The sequence below is a fragment of the Micromonospora sp. NPDC003197 genome (genome assembly GCF_053590565.1).
This window is the reverse complement of the sequence record NZ_JBSFTE010000019.1, coordinates 98,954-115,656: the sequence shown is the minus strand read 5'-3', so window position 1 is coordinate 115,656 and position 16,703 is coordinate 98,954. Positions and strand designations below refer to the sequence as shown.

At 71.0% G+C, this 16,703-nt stretch carries 6 protein-coding genes; 5 read left to right on the top strand and 1 reads right to left on the bottom strand.

Features of this window, described 5'->3' with window-relative positions; genetic code table 11:
- Position 1: 1 nt before the first annotated feature.
- The 5 genes from ACWDV4_RS21030 to ACWDV4_RS21010 all read left to right on the top strand — a co-directional run bounded on the left by ACWDV4_RS21030 (position 2) and on the right by ACWDV4_RS21010 (position 16,020).
- The gene (locus ACWDV4_RS21030) at positions 2–1,528 is read left to right on the top strand and encodes an AMP-binding protein (RefSeq protein ID WP_449981331.1); all 1,527 of its coding nucleotides are present in this window, start codon (positions 2–4) and stop codon (positions 1,526–1,528) included.
- A 23-nt stretch (positions 1,529–1,551) separates the two neighbouring features.
- On the top strand, positions 1,552–4,740 hold the full coding sequence (locus tag ACWDV4_RS21025; RefSeq protein ID WP_449981329.1) for a non-ribosomal peptide synthetase: 3,189 nt from the start codon (positions 1,552–1,554) through the stop codon (positions 4,738–4,740).
- On the top strand, positions 4,741–5,028 hold the full coding sequence (locus ACWDV4_RS21020; protein ID WP_449981327.1) for an acyl carrier protein: 288 nt from the start codon (positions 4,741–4,743) through the stop codon (positions 5,026–5,028). It begins immediately after the preceding gene.
- 143 nt (positions 5,029–5,171) lie between these two features.
- Complete coding sequence (locus tag ACWDV4_RS21015) at positions 5,172–6,587, top strand: MFS transporter (protein WP_449981325.1); 1,416 nt, start codon at positions 5,172–5,174, stop codon at positions 6,585–6,587.
- Positions 6,568–16,020, top strand: coding sequence for a MupA/Atu3671 family FMN-dependent luciferase-like monooxygenase (locus ACWDV4_RS21010; protein ID WP_449981323.1), 9,453 nt, complete (start codon positions 6,568–6,570; stop codon positions 16,018–16,020). Before ACWDV4_RS21015 ends, ACWDV4_RS21010 begins: the two co-directional genes overlap by 20 nt.
- 90 nt (positions 16,021–16,110) lie before the next feature.
- Here the strand turns inward: ACWDV4_RS21010 and ACWDV4_RS21005 are convergent, their stop codons facing one another.
- The gene (locus ACWDV4_RS21005) at positions 16,111–16,647 is read right to left on the bottom strand and encodes a TIGR03618 family F420-dependent PPOX class oxidoreductase (RefSeq protein ID WP_449981322.1); all 537 of its coding nucleotides are present in this window, start codon (positions 16,645–16,647) and stop codon (positions 16,111–16,113) included.
- Between the last annotated feature and the right edge of the window lie 56 nt (positions 16,648–16,703).

Below are 16,703 nucleotides of genomic sequence, written 5' to 3'. Positions count from 1 at the left end.
GATGGCCTCGACGACTACCGGGCGACGCACCGTACCGGCTGCCCGGACCGTGCCGGAGCTACTGACCTGGCGATGCACTGTGCACCCCGACCGGGTGGCGATCGAGGTGCACGGGCTCGCCCGGCTCACCTTCGCCGACTGGGAGACCGGGGCGACCGCCGTCGCCACCGCACTGGGCCAGGCCGGGCTACGGCCCGGCGACCGGGTCGGGCTGGTGTTCGGGGCCCGGGACTGGACCGAGTTCGCGGTGGCGTACTGCGGGGTGCTGCGGGCGGGGGCGGTCGCCGTACCACTCTCCGACCGGCTCGCCGACGGGCAACTCCGGTACGCACTGGAGCACTGCGCCGCCAGGCTCGTCCTGTACGGCGGTGACACCTCGCCACCGGCCGCCCCGGCGGGCGTACCGGTCCGGTCCCTGGCCGACCTGCTGGCCAGTGTCGACAACGGCGGCACCGCGGCGACGGATCTCCCACCGGTACGCCCCGGTGACCTGGCCCAGATCCTCTACACCTCGGGTACCACGGGCCGACCGAAGGGGGTCGCGGCCAGCCACGCCAACCTGACCGTCGGCGTGCCGAGCCACCCGCGCCGGCTGGCCCTGGCCCACTCGGAACGGTTCCTGCACGCCTTCGCGATCGGCACCAACGCCGGGCAGACCATGCTGTTCAACGCGCTCACTTCCAAGCCGACCGCGCTGACCCTGCCTCGGTTCACCCCGGTCCGGTTCGCCCGACTGATCGAGTCGGCCGGGGTGGGCACGGTCTTCGTGGTGCCGTCCATGGCCATCGAACTGCTCGACTCCGGGGCGCTGACCGGCCGGGAGCTGGCCGGCGTACACCTGATCGGCTCGACCGCCGCGCCGCTGGCCCCGGCGGTGGCCGCCCGGCTGGCGGCAACCTTTCCCGAGGCGGCGATCGTCAACTACTACACCTCGACCGAGGCGGCACCGGCGCAGACGGTCATGATCTTCGACCCGGCCCGACGGGACGCGGTGGGTCGGGCGGTCGACGGTCAGCTCCGGATCGCCGATGCCGACGGCAATCCGCTGCCCACCGGGACCATCGGCGACGTCTGGTTGCGGGCCCCGCACTCCCGGGCCTACTACCAGGACGAGGTGGCCAACCGGGCCACCTTCCGCGACGGCTGGGTCCGGATGGGCGACATCGGCCGGCTCGACGACGGCGGCTACCTCTATCTGTCCGACCGGCACGAGGACGTGATCAAGTCCGGGGCCTTCAAGATCTCCTCACTGGAGGTCGAGGCCGCGTTGCACGAACATCCGTACGTTGCCGAGGTGGCGGTGGTCGGCCTACCGCACCCGGTGCTGGGGTCCGCAGTGGCCGCTGTGGTGGTGCCCCGTCCGGACACCCCACCGGCCGAGCTGGCCCTGCCGGCACTGCGCGGCTTCCTCGCCGGCCGGCTCGCCGACTACCAACTCCCGGCCCGGGTGCTGCTACTCGACCAGCTACCCCGCAACGCCGGCGGCAAGGTCCTTAAACGACAACTGACCAGCCAGTTCGACAACTGATGACAACTGAGGGAAACCCCGATATGGGAGGGCACGTGGGCATCGCCGAGGCGACGTACGCGCAGCACGCGGTCTGGTTCACCGAGCAGGCCGGTGTGGCCGGTACGGCGTACCAGATGGCGCTCGGCATCCGGTTCACCGCCGACCTGGACCGGGCGGCGCTGGTCGAGGCGTGCCAGGCGGTGATCGCCCGACACGAGGTGCTGGGCACCCGGATCGTCGTGGACGCCGACGGGACGCCCCGGCTGGCCCCGGCCGACGATCAACCGAAGGTCGGTTTCGGAGAGCTGACCGAGGAACGGATCGCCGAGGAACTCGCCCGTCCCCACGACCTGCGTACCGGCCCACTGGCCCGGTTCACCCTGATCACCGGCACCGACGGGCGGCACCTGCTGCTGGTCACCGCCCACCACCTGGTCTTCGACGGCATGTCCAAGGACGTACTGGCCCGGGATCTGGCCACCGCGTACGCCGCTGCCGTCCGCCCCGCTGCCGTCCGCCCCGGCGCCGTCCGCCCCGGCGGTGAACGCGCTGGCGAGCAGGTCGACCTCGGGCCACTACCAGCCGGGTACGCCGCACACGCGGCAGCCGAGCGGGACCGGGTCGACGCGGAACTGTCAGTGGCCCTCGCGTACTGGCAGCAGCACTGGTCCGGCCCGGGCGGGGTGATCCTGCCCGGCCTGCGCCGGCTACCGACCGGCGCGGAACCCGGGGCGGCCGTCGACCTCGACCTACCGGCCGAACTCGTCGCCGGACTGGACCGGGCCACCGCCTCGCTCGGCGTGACCCGGTTCGAGCTGCTGCTCGCCGTGGTGCACGCCCTGCTGGCGAGGTACGGCAACCGGGGCACGCCGGTGGGCGTCGGCCTGTCCACCCGTACCCCGGAGCAGGCCGACCACATCGGACTCTTCGTCAACGAGCTGCCGGTCGGGGTCGCCGAGGCCACCGGAACGTTCCGAGCCCATGCGCAGGCTGTCCGGGCCCAACTGCGGGAGTTGTACCGGATCCGTGCGGTGCCGCTGGCCCATGCGGTGTCTGGGCTGCGGCCGGCACCCGCACTGACCCCGGTCTCGGTCGGCTACCGCCGTCGGGCACCGGAGCCGACCTTCCCCGGGGTGGCGAGCAGCGTCGAGTGGAGCCTGTTCAGCGGAGCCGCCCGCAACGCGCTGCACATTCAGATGGTGGACTCCCCGGCCGGGCTGACCGTGAGCCTCCAGCACAGTCCGGCGGCCATTCCGACCGAGGCAGTGGCCCGGATCGGGGGCCATTTCCGTACGCTGCTGGCCGCTGTCGTCGCCGACCCGGAGCGGTCGGTGGCCGACCTGCCGATCCTGCCCGCCGACGAATTCGAACAGCTACAAGACTGGAGTGGGACCGACCGGCCGTATCCCGGCAGCGCCACCGTGCCCGGCCTGTTCGCGGCCCGGGTTCGGGAGACGCCGGACGCGGTGGCTGTGGTCGACGGTGACCGGAGGTTGAGCTACGCCGAACTCGACGCCGCCAGCGCCCGGCTGGCCGGGCTGCTCCGGCAGCGGGGCGTCGGCACCGGTTCGCGGGTCGCGGTCGCCCTGGACCGGTCCTGGTCGGCGGTGGTGACGCTGCTGGCCGTGCTGCGGTGCTGGGCGGCGTACGTACCGGTCGACCCGGGCTATCCGCCAGCCCGGCAGACGCTCATCCTCGACGACGCCGACCCGGTCCTGGTGGTCACCACCACCGAGACGGCCACCCGGCTGGACCCGAGGCTCTCGGTTCTCGCCCTCGACCAGGTCGAGCTGGGTAACGGGCCGGCACCGGCCCGCGAGGAGAAGCCGCCGACCCCCGACGACCTCGCCTACGTGCTGTACACGTCGGGCTCGACGGGACGGCCGAAGGGCGTCGCGGTCCGGCACGGCTCGTTGGCAAACACAATGCTGGCCATGCGGGACCTGCTGGACAGCCGGCCGGAGCACGCTTGGCTGAACCTCACCTCGCTGTCGTTCGACATCTCCGGCGTGGAGCTGTTCCTGCCGTTGACCACCGGCGGTCGGGTGGTGGTCGCCTCCTCGGTGAGTGCGTTGGATGGTGCCGGCGTGTTGCGGCTGGTCCGCGACAGCGGGGTGACCCACGTGCAGGCAACCCCGTCGGGATGGCGGGTGTTGCTGGCGGCCGACCTGGGCGGGTCGCCGAATCGGTCCGACGGCCGGCTGGCTCCGGAGCCGCTGGTGGCGGTCACTGGCGGCGAGGCGTTGCCGGTTCCGCTGGCCCGCGACCTGCGGGCCCGGGTCACCCGCCTGATCAACGGGTACGGCCCGACGGAGGCCACCATCTACGCCACCTTCGCGGAGATCCCCGCTGAGCCGGACGAGGTGAGCATCGGTCGGCCGGTCGTCAACACCCGCGCGTACCTGCTGGACGATGAGCTGCGGCCGGTGCCGATCGGGGTGCCTGGCGAGCTGTATCTGGGTGGACTCGGCTTGGCCGCCGGCTACCTGGGGCGGCCCGACCTGACCGACGAGCGCTTTGGACCGGATCCGTTCGGGTCGTCGGATGGTCGGCTCTACCGCACCGGGGACCGATGTCGGTGGCTGCCGGACGGGCGGATCGACTTCCTCGGCCGCACCGACGACCAGGTGAAGATCCGGGGGCATCGGATCGAGTTGGGTGAGGTCACCACTCGACTGTTGGAGCATCCGGCGGTGGCCGAGGCGGCGGTGCTCCTGGCCGAAGCCGCCGCCGAGGAGCCTCGGCTGGTCGGGTACCTGGTGCCTCGCGGCACGACCACACCTGAGCCGGCGGACCTACGTCAGCATCTGGCCCACAGCCTGCCCTCGGCCATGTTGCCGGCCGACTGGGTCGTCCTGGATCGGCTGCCGCTGACCCCGAACGGCAAACTGGACCGGGCCGCACTGCCCGCCCCGGCGGCACGGGGCACGGCCACGGCCGCCTCTGCCTCTGCCTCCGTTGCTGGTCTGGCGGACGCGGTCGGTCCGGCCGAGGCAGCCGATCCGGTGGTCGCACAGTTGACGGTGATCTGGCAGGACGTGCTGCGGATCGACGACATCGGTCCGGACGAGGACCTGTTCGACCTTGGCGGTCATTCGCTGAGCATCACCCGGATCAGCAGCCGGATCCAGCAGCGGCTCAGCGTGGAGGTGCCGTTGGACGTCTTCTTCGATACGCCCACCATCGCCGAGATCGCCGAATTCATCCGAGACGCCCGAGGAGCAAACTGAATGCATACCAACGAGGCGCTACGGCAGCGGGTCGCCGAGCTGATCAGCAGCGTCACGGGCGGCCAGGTGCCGGTTGCGGACCTGCTGACCGGCGGATCGATGGTCGCCCTGGGCGTCGACTCGCTCGGCCTGCTGCGCCTGGTCGACGCGATCGAGCTGGAGTACGACGTCGAGGTCGAGTTCGACGGCCCGGCGGGCCGGCTGGACACTCTGGACGACGTCGTCGCGGTGCTGGCCGCCGCCCGGACGCCCAGTGACCAGGACGAGGCCATCGAGACACCGGTTTAAGGGGTTTCTTCGCAGATCTTGGTGAGGGTTGGCCCTTCGAGGGGCCAACCCTCACCAAGATCTGAGTGCTACGTGGACCATGTATCTCGCCCGGACACCCACGCCCGGCCGACCGAGCCACGATACCCACACACCGCCCCGAAATGGTTACCCTTCGCAACCGGCCGCCCGCATCGTCGGAAGATCGAAGTACCGCAACGGATCTTGTGTCCACAATCGACGCGACCTCGGGCTACGCTACTGCCGTGACCCGCGCCGGTTCCCCCGCCCGGGGGCACGGCTTGCTCACTGCCGCTTACGCAGTGTCATCGTACGGAACATATCTCAACCTGGTCGCGCTGAGCCTGTTCGCGTTCCAGGTCACCGGCTCCGGCCTGCAAACCGGACTCTTCATGGCGCTACGGCTCGGATCCGGGATCATCGCCGGACTCGCTGCCGGGATCCTGGCTGCCCGCCACTCCCGCCGAGCCCTGATGATCGGTTGTGATCTGCTGTCGGCCGGGGCGATCACCGCGCTCGCGCTGGCCCCCGCCTCGGCACAACACCTCCTCCTGTACGCAGTGGGGGTCGTACTCGGCGTCACCCAGACCCAGTGGGGTGTGGCGATGCGGGCGAGCGTGCCCGACCTCGTCGGTGCCGAGCGGCGTACCGGGGCCAACAGTCAGCTCGTCACCGCCCGCTCCGTGGCGATGCTGCTCGGCTTCGCCTCTGCCGGAGTGTTGGTGGCCCAGTGGGGTTTCCAGCATGTGTTCCTGATCGACGCGGCGTCGTACCTGCTCTGCGCGCTGCTGCTGCTCGGCGTACCACTCGGCCGGGCCGCCAGGAGTCAGAAGGCTGCCAAGAAGCAGAAGGCTACCGGGGCGGCGAAGCAGCAGCCACGTCGATCGCTGATCCACTGGCGGCTACCGGCGGTCGGCGCGATCCGGGCCATGCCCGCGCTACTCCTGGCGATGGTCGCGGTACGCAGCATGGACGCGTTCGGGTCGGCGTCGCACAACGTGGGCCTGCCGATCTACGCCAACCTCGTCTCGCCGGAGAACCCCGCCTCGTTCTCCGCGACCTTCCTGACCGCGTGGGCGGTCGGCACACTGGCCGCCGGTGGCCTCCTGAGCTGGCGCGGCCGCAAACAGGAACTAGCGCACCCGGAACTGACCTTCGGTATCGCCACCTGCCTGATGTCGGTCTTCTTCGTGCTCTCCTTCGCCGATCCACCGGTGTGGCTGCTCGTGCTACTGGCGGCGGCCGCGGGCATGGCGGACGGCTGCGCCGAGATCACCTACACCGCGCGGTTGCAGGGGGTGCCGGACAACGTACGGGCCCAGGTGCTCGGGTTCGCCGTCACCGCCCAGAACACCGGCTTCGGGCTTGGCATGGTCGGCTGCGCCGCGCTGCTCGACGTCTTCGCCCCGTTCCCTGTCGTCGCCGCCGCGCACACGGCGGCCCTGGCAGCGGCGATCGGCTTCCTCATCGTCCACATTCGCACTGTCCGGGCCGGCTCCCGCCGGTCCGCGCCCCGCCCACAGACCACAGAGGTGGCCCGTGAGTTCAGCGACGCCTGACCGACCGCCCGCGATCAGCTACGGGGGTGACCTGCCGGTCGATCCGGAGCATCCCCTGACCATGCCGGCGGCGCTGCTGCGTGCGGCCGACCGGTTCCCCGACTCCGGCGTGCACCTGGTCGGCCCGACCGGCGAGCGCGGTCACCTCAGCTACCCGGATCTGTTGACCCAGGCTCGTGCGGTGCTCGGCGGGTTGCATCGGCGCGACGTCCGGGCCGGACAGTACGTCGTGCTCCGCCTCTCCGACGCGGAGTTCTTTCCAGCCTTCTGGGGCTGCCTGCTTGGTGGCATCGTGCCCGTCGTCACCGGCGCGCCCCCGTCGTACGAGATCGATGGGCCGGCGCTGCGGGCCATCAGCCACACCTGGCAGGCGCTGGGCCGACCGATGGTGATCGGCGGGGCCGACGACCTCGACGGTCTGCGCGAACTGCCCCTGGCCGACGATGCCGTCGCCGTGGCAGAGTTGGCCGCCGCCCGTCCCGTGGATCCGCCGACGTTGGACATCACCCCGGACTCCGTGGCGATGCTGCAACTCTCCTCGGGCAGCACCGGCACACCGAAGATCATCCAGATCACCCACCGGGGCGTCAGCGAGTACGCCGTCGGCGCCCGAACGATGTTGGACGTCCAGCCCAGTGACGTACTACTCAACTGGCTGCCGCTGGACCACGTCGCCGGGCTGATGCTCTACCACCTCGGCGGGGTGTTCCTCGGCGCGACCAGCATCCAGGTGGAGACGCCGTTCGTACTCACCGATCCGCTGCGCTGGCTCGACCTGATGCAGGAGTACCGCGTCACGCACAGCTGGGCACCGAACTTCGCCTTCCGACTGGTCGCCGACGCCGCCGGTCGGGCCACCGACCAGGCCACTGACCGGGCTGCCGGACGCAGTTGGGACCTGCGTACGATCCGCCGCCTGGTCAGCGGTGGCGAACAGTGCACCTGGGAGACGTTCCAAGCGTTCCTCGACGTGACCGCCCCGGCCGGGGTGACCGCCGCCGCGCTGAGCCCCGCCTGGGGCATGTCGGAGACCTGCACCGGCATCACCTTCGCCTCCCTCGGCGACCCCGGCAACTGGCAGCGGGTACGCACCAGCAGCCTCACCGGGGATCTCCAATGGGCCGAGGAGCACGAGGAGGACGTCACCACGTTCCTGTCGGTCGGAGCGCCCGCGCCCGGTGCCACGCTCCGCATCGTCGACGAGGCCAGCCAGGTGCTGCCCGAAGCCCGGATCGGCCGACTCCAGGTCCGCTCGGCACGGGTCACCCCCGGCTACCTGGGTGATCCCGATGCCACCCGGGCTGCTTTTCCGGAACCGGGCTGGCTGGACACCGGTGACCTCGCCTTCATGATCGACGGACGGATCACCATCACCGGCCGCGAAAAGGATCTGATCATCCTCAACGGCCACAACTACCCGAGCCACGAGGTCGAACGGATCATGGTGGGAACGGCCGGCATCGTGCCCGGGCTGGTCGCCGCCTGCGGTGTACCGGACCCGCACACGGGCACCGAGACGCTGGTGATCTTCTACGTTCCGGATGCCACCGAGCCGATCGAGCCGGGACAGGTCGAGCGCCACGTCGCTGCGATTGTCGGGCAGCGGCTGCACGTCGCGGTGGGCGACGTCGTCGCCGTACCGGAATCGGAGTTTCCCCGGACCAGCGGCGGCAAGATCCAGCGGGCCTTGCTGCGGCAGCGCTACCTTGCTGGGGCGTACCGGCCGGACCCGGTGGCGGCCAAGTCGGACCCGGACGGGTCGGCGCTGTCGCCAGCGGCGGGGGCCGGCATCCGGCAGGACGTACGACAGCTGGTGCTCGACGCGGTCGGCGAGATCGTCGGCGAACCGGTGGATCCGACCCGTCCCTTCTACGAACTCGGGTTGGGCTCGGTGCAGATCGTGCGGTTGCGCGCCCGGTTGGCGCAGGTGCTCGGCCGGGACATCCCACAGCCGGCGTTGTTCGCTCACCCGACCGTGGAGAGCCTCGCCCATTTCCTCGCCGGGGCGGAGTCGACGGCGCAGGAGAGCACGTCCACACCCGGGCAGCCGGCGGACGGCCAGAAGACCCCGGTAGCCGACCGGCGGATTGCGATCATTGGCATGGCAGCGCGGCTGCCCGGTGCCGCCACCGTCGCGGAGTACTGGGCCAACCTCACCGCTGGCGTGGCGAGCCTGCGGCGCTTCAGCCCCGACGAGCTGGCCGCCGCCGGTGTACCGGAGGCGACCATCCGGGACGCCGACTTCGTACCGGTCAGTGGGGCCCTCGACGACGTCGCCGGGTTCGACGCCGCCCACTTCGGCATCAGTGCCCGGGAAGCCGAGTTGCTGGACCCGCAACACCGGTTGTTCCTCGAAACCTGCCACCACGCACTGGAGGACGCCGGCTACGCCGGCAGCGGTGACGATGCCCGGATCGGCCTCTTCGCTGGCAGCGGGATGAACCTCTACTCCCACCACACCTACCTGCGTAACAACCTGGCGGCGGCCAGCGGCTCCACGGACCAGGCCACCTCGATCGGCGTGGCGCTGGGCAACCAGCCCGACTTCCTCGCCACCCGGGCGGCGTACCGGCTGGGGTTGACCGGGCCGGCGGTGAACGTCCAGACCGCCTGCTCGACCTCCCTGGTCGCGGTGCACCTGGCCGTGCTCTCCCTGCTCAACGACGACGCCGACATCGCGATCGCCGGTGCGGCGGCGGTACACGTCCCGCAGGTGACCGGATACCGCCACACCGAGGGCTCGGTCCTGTCCCGGCAGGGCCAATGCCGGCCCTTCGACGCGGACGCCGACGGCACGGTCGGTGGCAACGGTGTCGCGGCCGTGGTCCTCAAGCGACTCGACCGGGCACTGGCCGACGGGGACACCATCCACGCGGTCGTCCTCGGCACCGCCGTCAACAACGACGGTGCCGGCAAGGTGGGATTCACCGCACCCGGCGTGGCCGGGCAGGTCGATGTGGTGCGCCGGGCGTTGCGCACCGCCGGCGTGCCGGCCGACTCCATCGGGTACGTCGAGGCGCACGGCACCGGCACCGCCCTCGGTGACCCGATCGAACACCAGGCGCTCGCCCAGGCCTACTCGACCGGCACCCGCTATCTGGGCTCGGTCAAGGCAAACATCGGCCACCTGGACAGCTGCGCCGGGCTGGCCGGGCTGCTCAAGGCGGTGCTGGCGGTTCGTACCGGCCAGATCCCAGCGCAGCTGAACTTCGACCGGCCGCACCCGGCGATCGATCTCACCAGTGGCCCGTTCCGGATCGCCACCACCCTGACCGCCTGGCCGGCGAACGGCACTCCGCGCCGCGCCGGCGTCAGCGCGCTGGGGGTCGGCGGCACCAACGCACATGTGATCGTCGAGGAGCCGCCGACTCCGGCGGCTGACCCACCCGGTACGGCGGGGGCACCCGGGCTGCTCCCGCTGTCGGCCACCGACCCGGCGGCGCTGCGCCAGCTCGCCGAGGCGTACCGGGATCAGCTGGCTGGGCAGGACCCGCCGCGCCCGGCGGATCTCGTCGTGACCGCCGCCCGTGGTCGCCGCCACCTGCGCCATCGGCTCGTGGTCCTTGGCGACTCCCCTGCCGAACTGGCGACTGCCCTCGGTGCCTTCGTCGTCGACGGGGCGGCGGAGGGCGGGCTGGGCGGCCGGCCCCCGACCGGGGCGATGTTGACCGGTGAGGTCCCGACCCAGGGGGTCGGGACGCTGGCCATGGCGTTCCCCGGCCAGGGCGGCACCCTGCGTCCGCTGCTGGCGCTCGCCGAGCGGTTCGATGTGGTGGGTGAGCTGCTGGCGCAGACCGCCGCCAGCTACCACCAGGCGGTGGGCGGCGATCTGTACGAGCAGCTTGCCGACACCGGACCCGACGGACCGCCGACCGAGGTGAGCCAGCCAGCCCTGGTCGCCCTCGGAATCGGGCTGCACCGGCTGTGGCACACCTGGGGGGTACGACCGGCCTACCTGCTCGGCCACAGCGTCGGGGAACTCGCCGCGCTCGCCGCCGCCGGGGCGCTCTCGGCAGTCGACGCGATCCGGTTGGCGAGCCACCGAGGTCGGCTCATGCGGGACGGGATGGCGCCGGGCGCGATGCTTGCGGTGGCCGCCGACCGGTCCACTCTGGATCGACTGTTGGACGCTGTACCCGACCTGGAACTGGCCGCAGTCAACAGCCCGACCCGGTACGTCGTCGCCGGCGCACCGGAGACGGTCGCGGCGGCACTACGGCAGGTGGACCTCCTGGGTGCGACGAGTCGACGGTTGGCCGTCACCCGGGCGTTCCACACCAGCGCCGTGAAAAAGGTGCTGACCGAGTTTCGCGAACTGGTCGCCGAGATCGACATCCGGCCAATCGAGTCGCCCTTCATCAGCACCCTCGACGGGGTGCTCCGGGAACCGGGCTGGCTGCCGAACGCCGACCACCTGTGCCGGCAGGCCCGGGAACCGGTCCGGTTCGACGCGGCACTACGTCGACTCGCCGAGGTGAAGGTACGTCTGGTCGTCGAAGCGGGTCCGGACGCGACGCTGACCGGCCTGGCCCGGACGACGACGCCCGGTGTCACATGGCAGCCGTCGCAGCCAGCCGGGCAGCCACCCGTGGCCGGCCTGTGGCGGGCCCTCGGGGCGCTCTACTGCGTCGGCGCGCCCATCGACTGGGCGACGGTCACCGAGGGCAGCGGTGGGCGGCGGGTGCCGCTGCCGACGTACCCCTTCCAGCGACGTAGGCACTGGATATCCGGGCAACCGGATACCGCCGCCCGGACGACAGGAGACGACCCGACCGTGAACGACGTTCTGGAACAGGTCCGGGCCATGACCGCGACCCGGCTCGGCGTCGAGCTATCGGAGATCACCCCGGACGAGACCTTCCTCGGGCTCGGCGCCGACTCGCTCCTGCTGCTCACCATGTCCCGCGAGGTCGACCGCGAGTTCGGCATCCGGGTCCCGATTCGCGACCTCTTCGGTGGCCTGAACACGCCGCGCCGGCTCGCCGAGGCGATCGCCGCGGCTGCCGCAGTCCCTGCCCCAGCCGCTCCGGCCACAACCGTCCCTGTCCCAGCCGCTCCGGCCGGAACACCAGCAGACGGAACGGCGGTAGGTGCGACGCCGGCAGACAGGACCGTGGCAGGTGGGACGACACCGGCGCTCACCGACATCGTCCATCGACAACTCGATCTGATGCGCCAACAACTCGACCTGCTCGCCGGAGCCACGCCGCCAGCCCCGGTGGAGTCAGCCGCGCCAGCGTCACCGCAGCCAACGTCGGTGAAGCCGGAGAAGGCCACGCCCCCGGAGGTGACCGCTGAGCCGGAGGCCGAGACCACCGACTTCAGCCTGTACTTCTTCGGCGACTACCCCGCCTCGGCCGACCAGGACCGTTACCGGTTGATCCTCGACGCGGCCGAGTACGCCGACACGCACGACTTCCACGCGGTGTGGTTCCCGGAACGGCACTTCCACTCGTTCGGCGGAATCTTCCCCAACCCGTCAGTCCTCGCCGCCGCCATCGCCGCCCGTACCGAGCGGATCCGGCTCAACGCCGGCTCGGTGGTCCTGCCGCTGCACCACCCGGTCCGGGTGGCCGAGGAATGGTCGATGGTCGACAACCTGTCCGGGGGACGGGTGGGGCTGGGCTGCGCCCCGGGCTGGCACGCCAACGACTTCGTCTTCTACCCGGAGAACTTCGGCAAGCACAAGCAGGTCATGTACGAGCACCTGGCGACCGTGCAGCAGTTGTGGCGGGGCGAGCCGGTGCCGGCCCGGTCCGGCAGCGGAGAGCAGATCGAGGTACGGCTCTTCCCCCGACCAGTGCAGGAGATGCCACCGTTCTTCACCGCCATCGTCGGCAACCCCGACAGCTATCGGGAAGCGGCCCGGCGGGACATCGGCGTGGTCACCAACCTGATGACCCAGGACGTCGCCCAACTCGCCAAGAACATCGCGCTGTATCGGCGTACCCGGGCCGAACATGGGCTGGACCCGGCGGGTGGCCGGGTAACGGTGCTGCTGCACACCTACCTCGGCCCGGACACCGACGAGGTACGCCGGCAGGCGTTCGAGCCGTTCTGCGCGTACCTGCGGTCCTCGTTCAGTTTGCTCGGCCAGGTCACCAACAGTCTCGGCATCAACATCGACCTGGCCAACACGCCCGAGGACGACCTGCGGTTCCTGCTCGCCCAGGCGTACGAGCGCTACTGCGAGCAGCGAGCCCTGATCGGCTCGCCGGAGAGCAGCCAGGAGGTGGTACGGGCGGTACTCGACGCCGGGGCGGACGAGATCGCCTGCTTCGTCGACTTCGGGGTACCGCCGGAGGCCGTACGGGCGGGCTTGCCGTTCATCGATGCGCTCCGCCGGTCCACGCCACGCCGCCACGACACGACGGGCCGCCGGGCCGCTGTACCCCTCCGCGACACGACGGGCCGCCGGTCCACGCCACGCGGCCACGACACGATGGGCGACGGGCAGGCACCACCTGAGGCCGGGCCGGCCCAGCCCGAGGTGGCTCCCCTGTCCCCGGCACAACGGCGGCTCTGGTTGGTCGAGCAGATGCAGCCGGGCACTCCGGCGTACAACGAAGCCGCCGCGACGCGGCTGGACGGCGCGCTGGACGTCCCCGCCTTGCGGGCGGCGCTGCGTGACGTGGTCGACCGGCACGCGCCGCTGCGTACCTCGTATCGGCTGGTGGACGGGGAGCCGATGCAGGTGGTCCACCGTGAGATGGCGGTGGAGTGCCCGGTCGTGGACCGCACCGGCTGGGCCGAGCAGGACGCTGTACGGCAGGCGCTGGATGAGGAGAGCCAGCGGCGGTTCGACCTCGTCGCCGGTCCGCCGTTCGCGTTCCGGTTGCTGCGGTTCTCCGCCACGCACCACGTTCTGGTCACGTCGTTCCACCATCTCGCCACCGACGGCCACTCGTACGGGGTCTTCACCCGGGACCTCTCGGCCTGCTACCGGGCCCGGTCAGCGGGCCACGCACCTGCGCTACCGCCGCTACCGGTGACCTACCCCGAGTTGGCCCGGGGCCGGCGGATCGACGCGGAGCAACGGGCAGCTGACCTGCGCTACTGGCGGGAGCGGTTGACCCCGCCCGCACCCACCCTGATGCTCCCCACCGCCCTGCCCCGGCCAACAGCACCGTCGGCGGCCGGGCGCAGCCTGTTCGAGACGATCCCCCCGGCGCTCACCACCGAGGTCAATCGGTTCAGCCGGACGGCCGGGGTGACCGTCTTCAGCACCCTGATGGCGGCCTTCGCCGTCATGCTCGGCCGGGCCAGCGGCGAGCGGGACTTCGTCCTCGGCACCGGTGTGACCAGCCGCGACGAGCAGGCCACGGATCTCATCGGGTTCTTCGTCGACACCGTGCCGCTGCGCTGCGATTTGACCGGAGATCCGACCTTCGCCGAACTGGCTACCCGAGTCCAACGATCCGTCGTGGACGGTCTGCCGTACACCGGGTTGCCCTTCGACGATCTGGTACGGGAACTGGACCCGCCCCGGGAGCCGGGCCGACACCCGCTGTTCGACGTCGCCGTCGAGTACGAGAGCGGCGGTGCCTTCGCGTACGACCTGCCCGGGGTCACCGCCACCCCGCTGCCGCAGGGCCTGGCCAAGGCCCCGGTCGACCTGATGGTCTATCTCTCGCACGGTGAACAGATCCGCTGCCATGTCGAGTTCCGTACCGAGGTCTTCGACGAGGCAACCGTCCGAGGCTTCCTCACTGACTTCCACCGCGTGCTCGAGCGGGCCACCGTCGATCCGGCGCTGTCCCTGTCCCGGCTCGCCCCGGCCGCCGGTACCGACGGCGATGCCGGGCTCAGCACGACGGAACAGCTGGTCCACGATGCCTGGTGCGCGGAACTCGGGGTGTCCCGGGTGCCGGTGGATCAGGCGTTCTTCACGGTCGGCGGGCATTCACTGGCTTCGGTACGGCTGGCCAACCGGCTCTCCGAGCTGTTCGGTACGGCTGTTCCGGTGCACCGGCTGCTGACCGCGACCGGTATCCGGGACCTGGCGACCATGCTCGCCACCGACGAGTTGGCAGCACACACCGGAAGCCAACCACCGGTGGATGACAAAGACCGACCGACGGAGGACAAAGACCGACCGGTGGACGCCGGAGACCGGCCGGTGGAGGACGAGGCCCCCGCCACCTATCAGCAGGAACAGATGTGGTGGCGACAGCGGCAGGTGCCGGATCCGCCGGCCGTCCACATCGCGCTGCGGGTGGATCTGACCGGACGGCTGTCCGTGCCAGCATTGACCACAGCACTCGACACCCTGGTACGCCGACACCCCGCACTGCGTACCAGGCTGGTGGAGCGGGACGGGACGCTGGTCCAACAGGTGCTCGCCCACCGGCCGGTCACCGTGGCGGTGTCGACGGTGGCTCCCGACGACGTCGAGGCGTGGGCCGTCGCCACCGGGCGGATGCCGTTCGTCGACGGGGAGCCGCTGCTACGGGCGACGCTGGCCCAGGCCCGCGCAAACCAGGCCCAGGCCGGCACGGACCAGGCCGGCACGGACCAGTTGTCACTGCTGGTGGTGATCCACCACCTGGCCGCCGACGGATGGTCGGTCCTGCGGCTGCTGGACGAGTTGGCGGAGACCTACGCGGCGACGTTGGCCGGTCGTTCACCCGCCCTGGCTCCGCTGCCGGCCAGCTATGCCGGCTACGCCCGCCAGCAACGTGGCATGCTCCCAGAGGAGGGCGTACGGAAATACTGGCGCGGTCAGCTCGCCGACGCGCCGGCCCGACTGGAGCTGCCCACCGACCGGCCGCGCCCAGCCGGGTCCCAGGCGGGGGCCGAGTTCACCTTCACCGTCCCCGCCACGCTCACGGATCGGCTGACGGAGTTGACGCGGGACACGAAGACCACACTGTTCCCGGTGTTCGCCAGCGCGTACGCGATGCTGCTGTCCCGGCTCACCGGTGGTGACGACATCGTGCTGGCCAGCCCGTACGCCCATCGTGCCGGTACGGAGCACGAACCGGTCGTCGGGCTGTTCGCCAGTCCGATGCTGCTGCGAATCCGCCCGACCAGCGACTTGACCTTCGCCACGCTCGTGGCGGACACCGACGCCACCATCCTGGACGCGGTACGACACCAGCCGGCCCCGGTGACCGTGGTCCACCAGGAACTCGATCCGCGATGGCGACCCGGCCAGCCCTCACCGGTCGGAACCGCCCTGTTCACCTGGAACCCGGGGCTGCCCGAACTGTCCCTGCCGGACCTCGTCGCACGGGTGGTCGACCAGCCCTTGGCCTGTGCGCGACGGGACTTCGCGCTGATGCTGAATCCGGCTGGGGACGAGGTCTCCGGTGTCGTCGAGTACGCCAGCGACCTGTTCGAGGAGAGCACAGTCGCCGACTGGTGTGACCGGTTCATCCGGCTGCTCGACGCGGTGAGCGAGGATCCGCATCGGCGGCTCGACGCGTACTGACCGGGGATCGGCAACCCAGCCCGGATCGGCGGCCCGCCCCGGATCGTTCGCTGCTGCGGATCTTTGCTGCTGCGGCGATTCCCGGGCGGGTCACTCTCCGGTGGAGATGTCCAGAGCGGTGCCGTACAGGCGGGACACCCGAATCCGGATCACCACCCGCTGGTCCGCCACCACCTGGTCGAGGAACGCCGCCTCGTCGGCGGGGTCGGCGAAGCCGGGGGTCAGGGCGAGCAGTTCCCGTCCGATCGCGTCACCGGGGACGGTCGAGACCGCCGAGACCTCCGCTTCGCCCTCGGCAACCGCGAAGGACCAGACATCCGGACCGTTGACGTGTAGTGCGGCGTGCGGATCACGCTTGAGCTGGCGCACCTTGAGCCGGTCGGCCGTACTGGAGATCCGCAGCATGCGCTCATCCGGTGCCCAGTTGTAGAGCACGGTGGACAGATGCGGGTGCCCACTGCGTTTTACGCTCGCCAGCACCCCGAACTGTTGCTCACCCAGCAGTCGGGACAGCTCCTCAGCGCTGAGTTGCCGCGGCCCGGGGCCGGATCCCGGCCGCTGCCCTGCGGTTTCCGGCTGTGCCGTCTCATCGACCACAGCAACTGCATCGATCCTGCTCGTGTCCATCGTTTCGACCCTTCCGCCGACTGACCCCGACGAACAAACCTTAGCAGATAGTTTCG

What these genes read in the sequence shown, in the direction of transcription:
- ACWDV4_RS21030 (WP_449981331.1), top strand. Translation starts at nt 2, where the DNA reads ATGGCCTCGACGACTACCGGGCGACGCACCGTACCGGCTGCCCGGACC.
- ACWDV4_RS21025 (WP_449981329.1), top strand. Translation starts at nt 1,552, where the DNA reads ATGGGAGGGCACGTGGGCATCGCCGAGGCGACGTACGCGCAGCACGCG.
- ACWDV4_RS21020 (WP_449981327.1), top strand. Translation starts at nt 4,741, where the DNA reads ATGCATACCAACGAGGCGCTACGGCAGCGGGTCGCCGAGCTGATCAGC.
- ACWDV4_RS21015 (WP_449981325.1), top strand. Translation starts at nt 5,172, where the DNA reads ATGGTTACCCTTCGCAACCGGCCGCCCGCATCGTCGGAAGATCGAAGT.
- ACWDV4_RS21005 (WP_449981322.1), bottom strand. Translation starts at nt 16,647, where the DNA reads ATGGACACGAGCAGGATCGATGCAGTTGCTGTGGTCGATGAGACGGCA.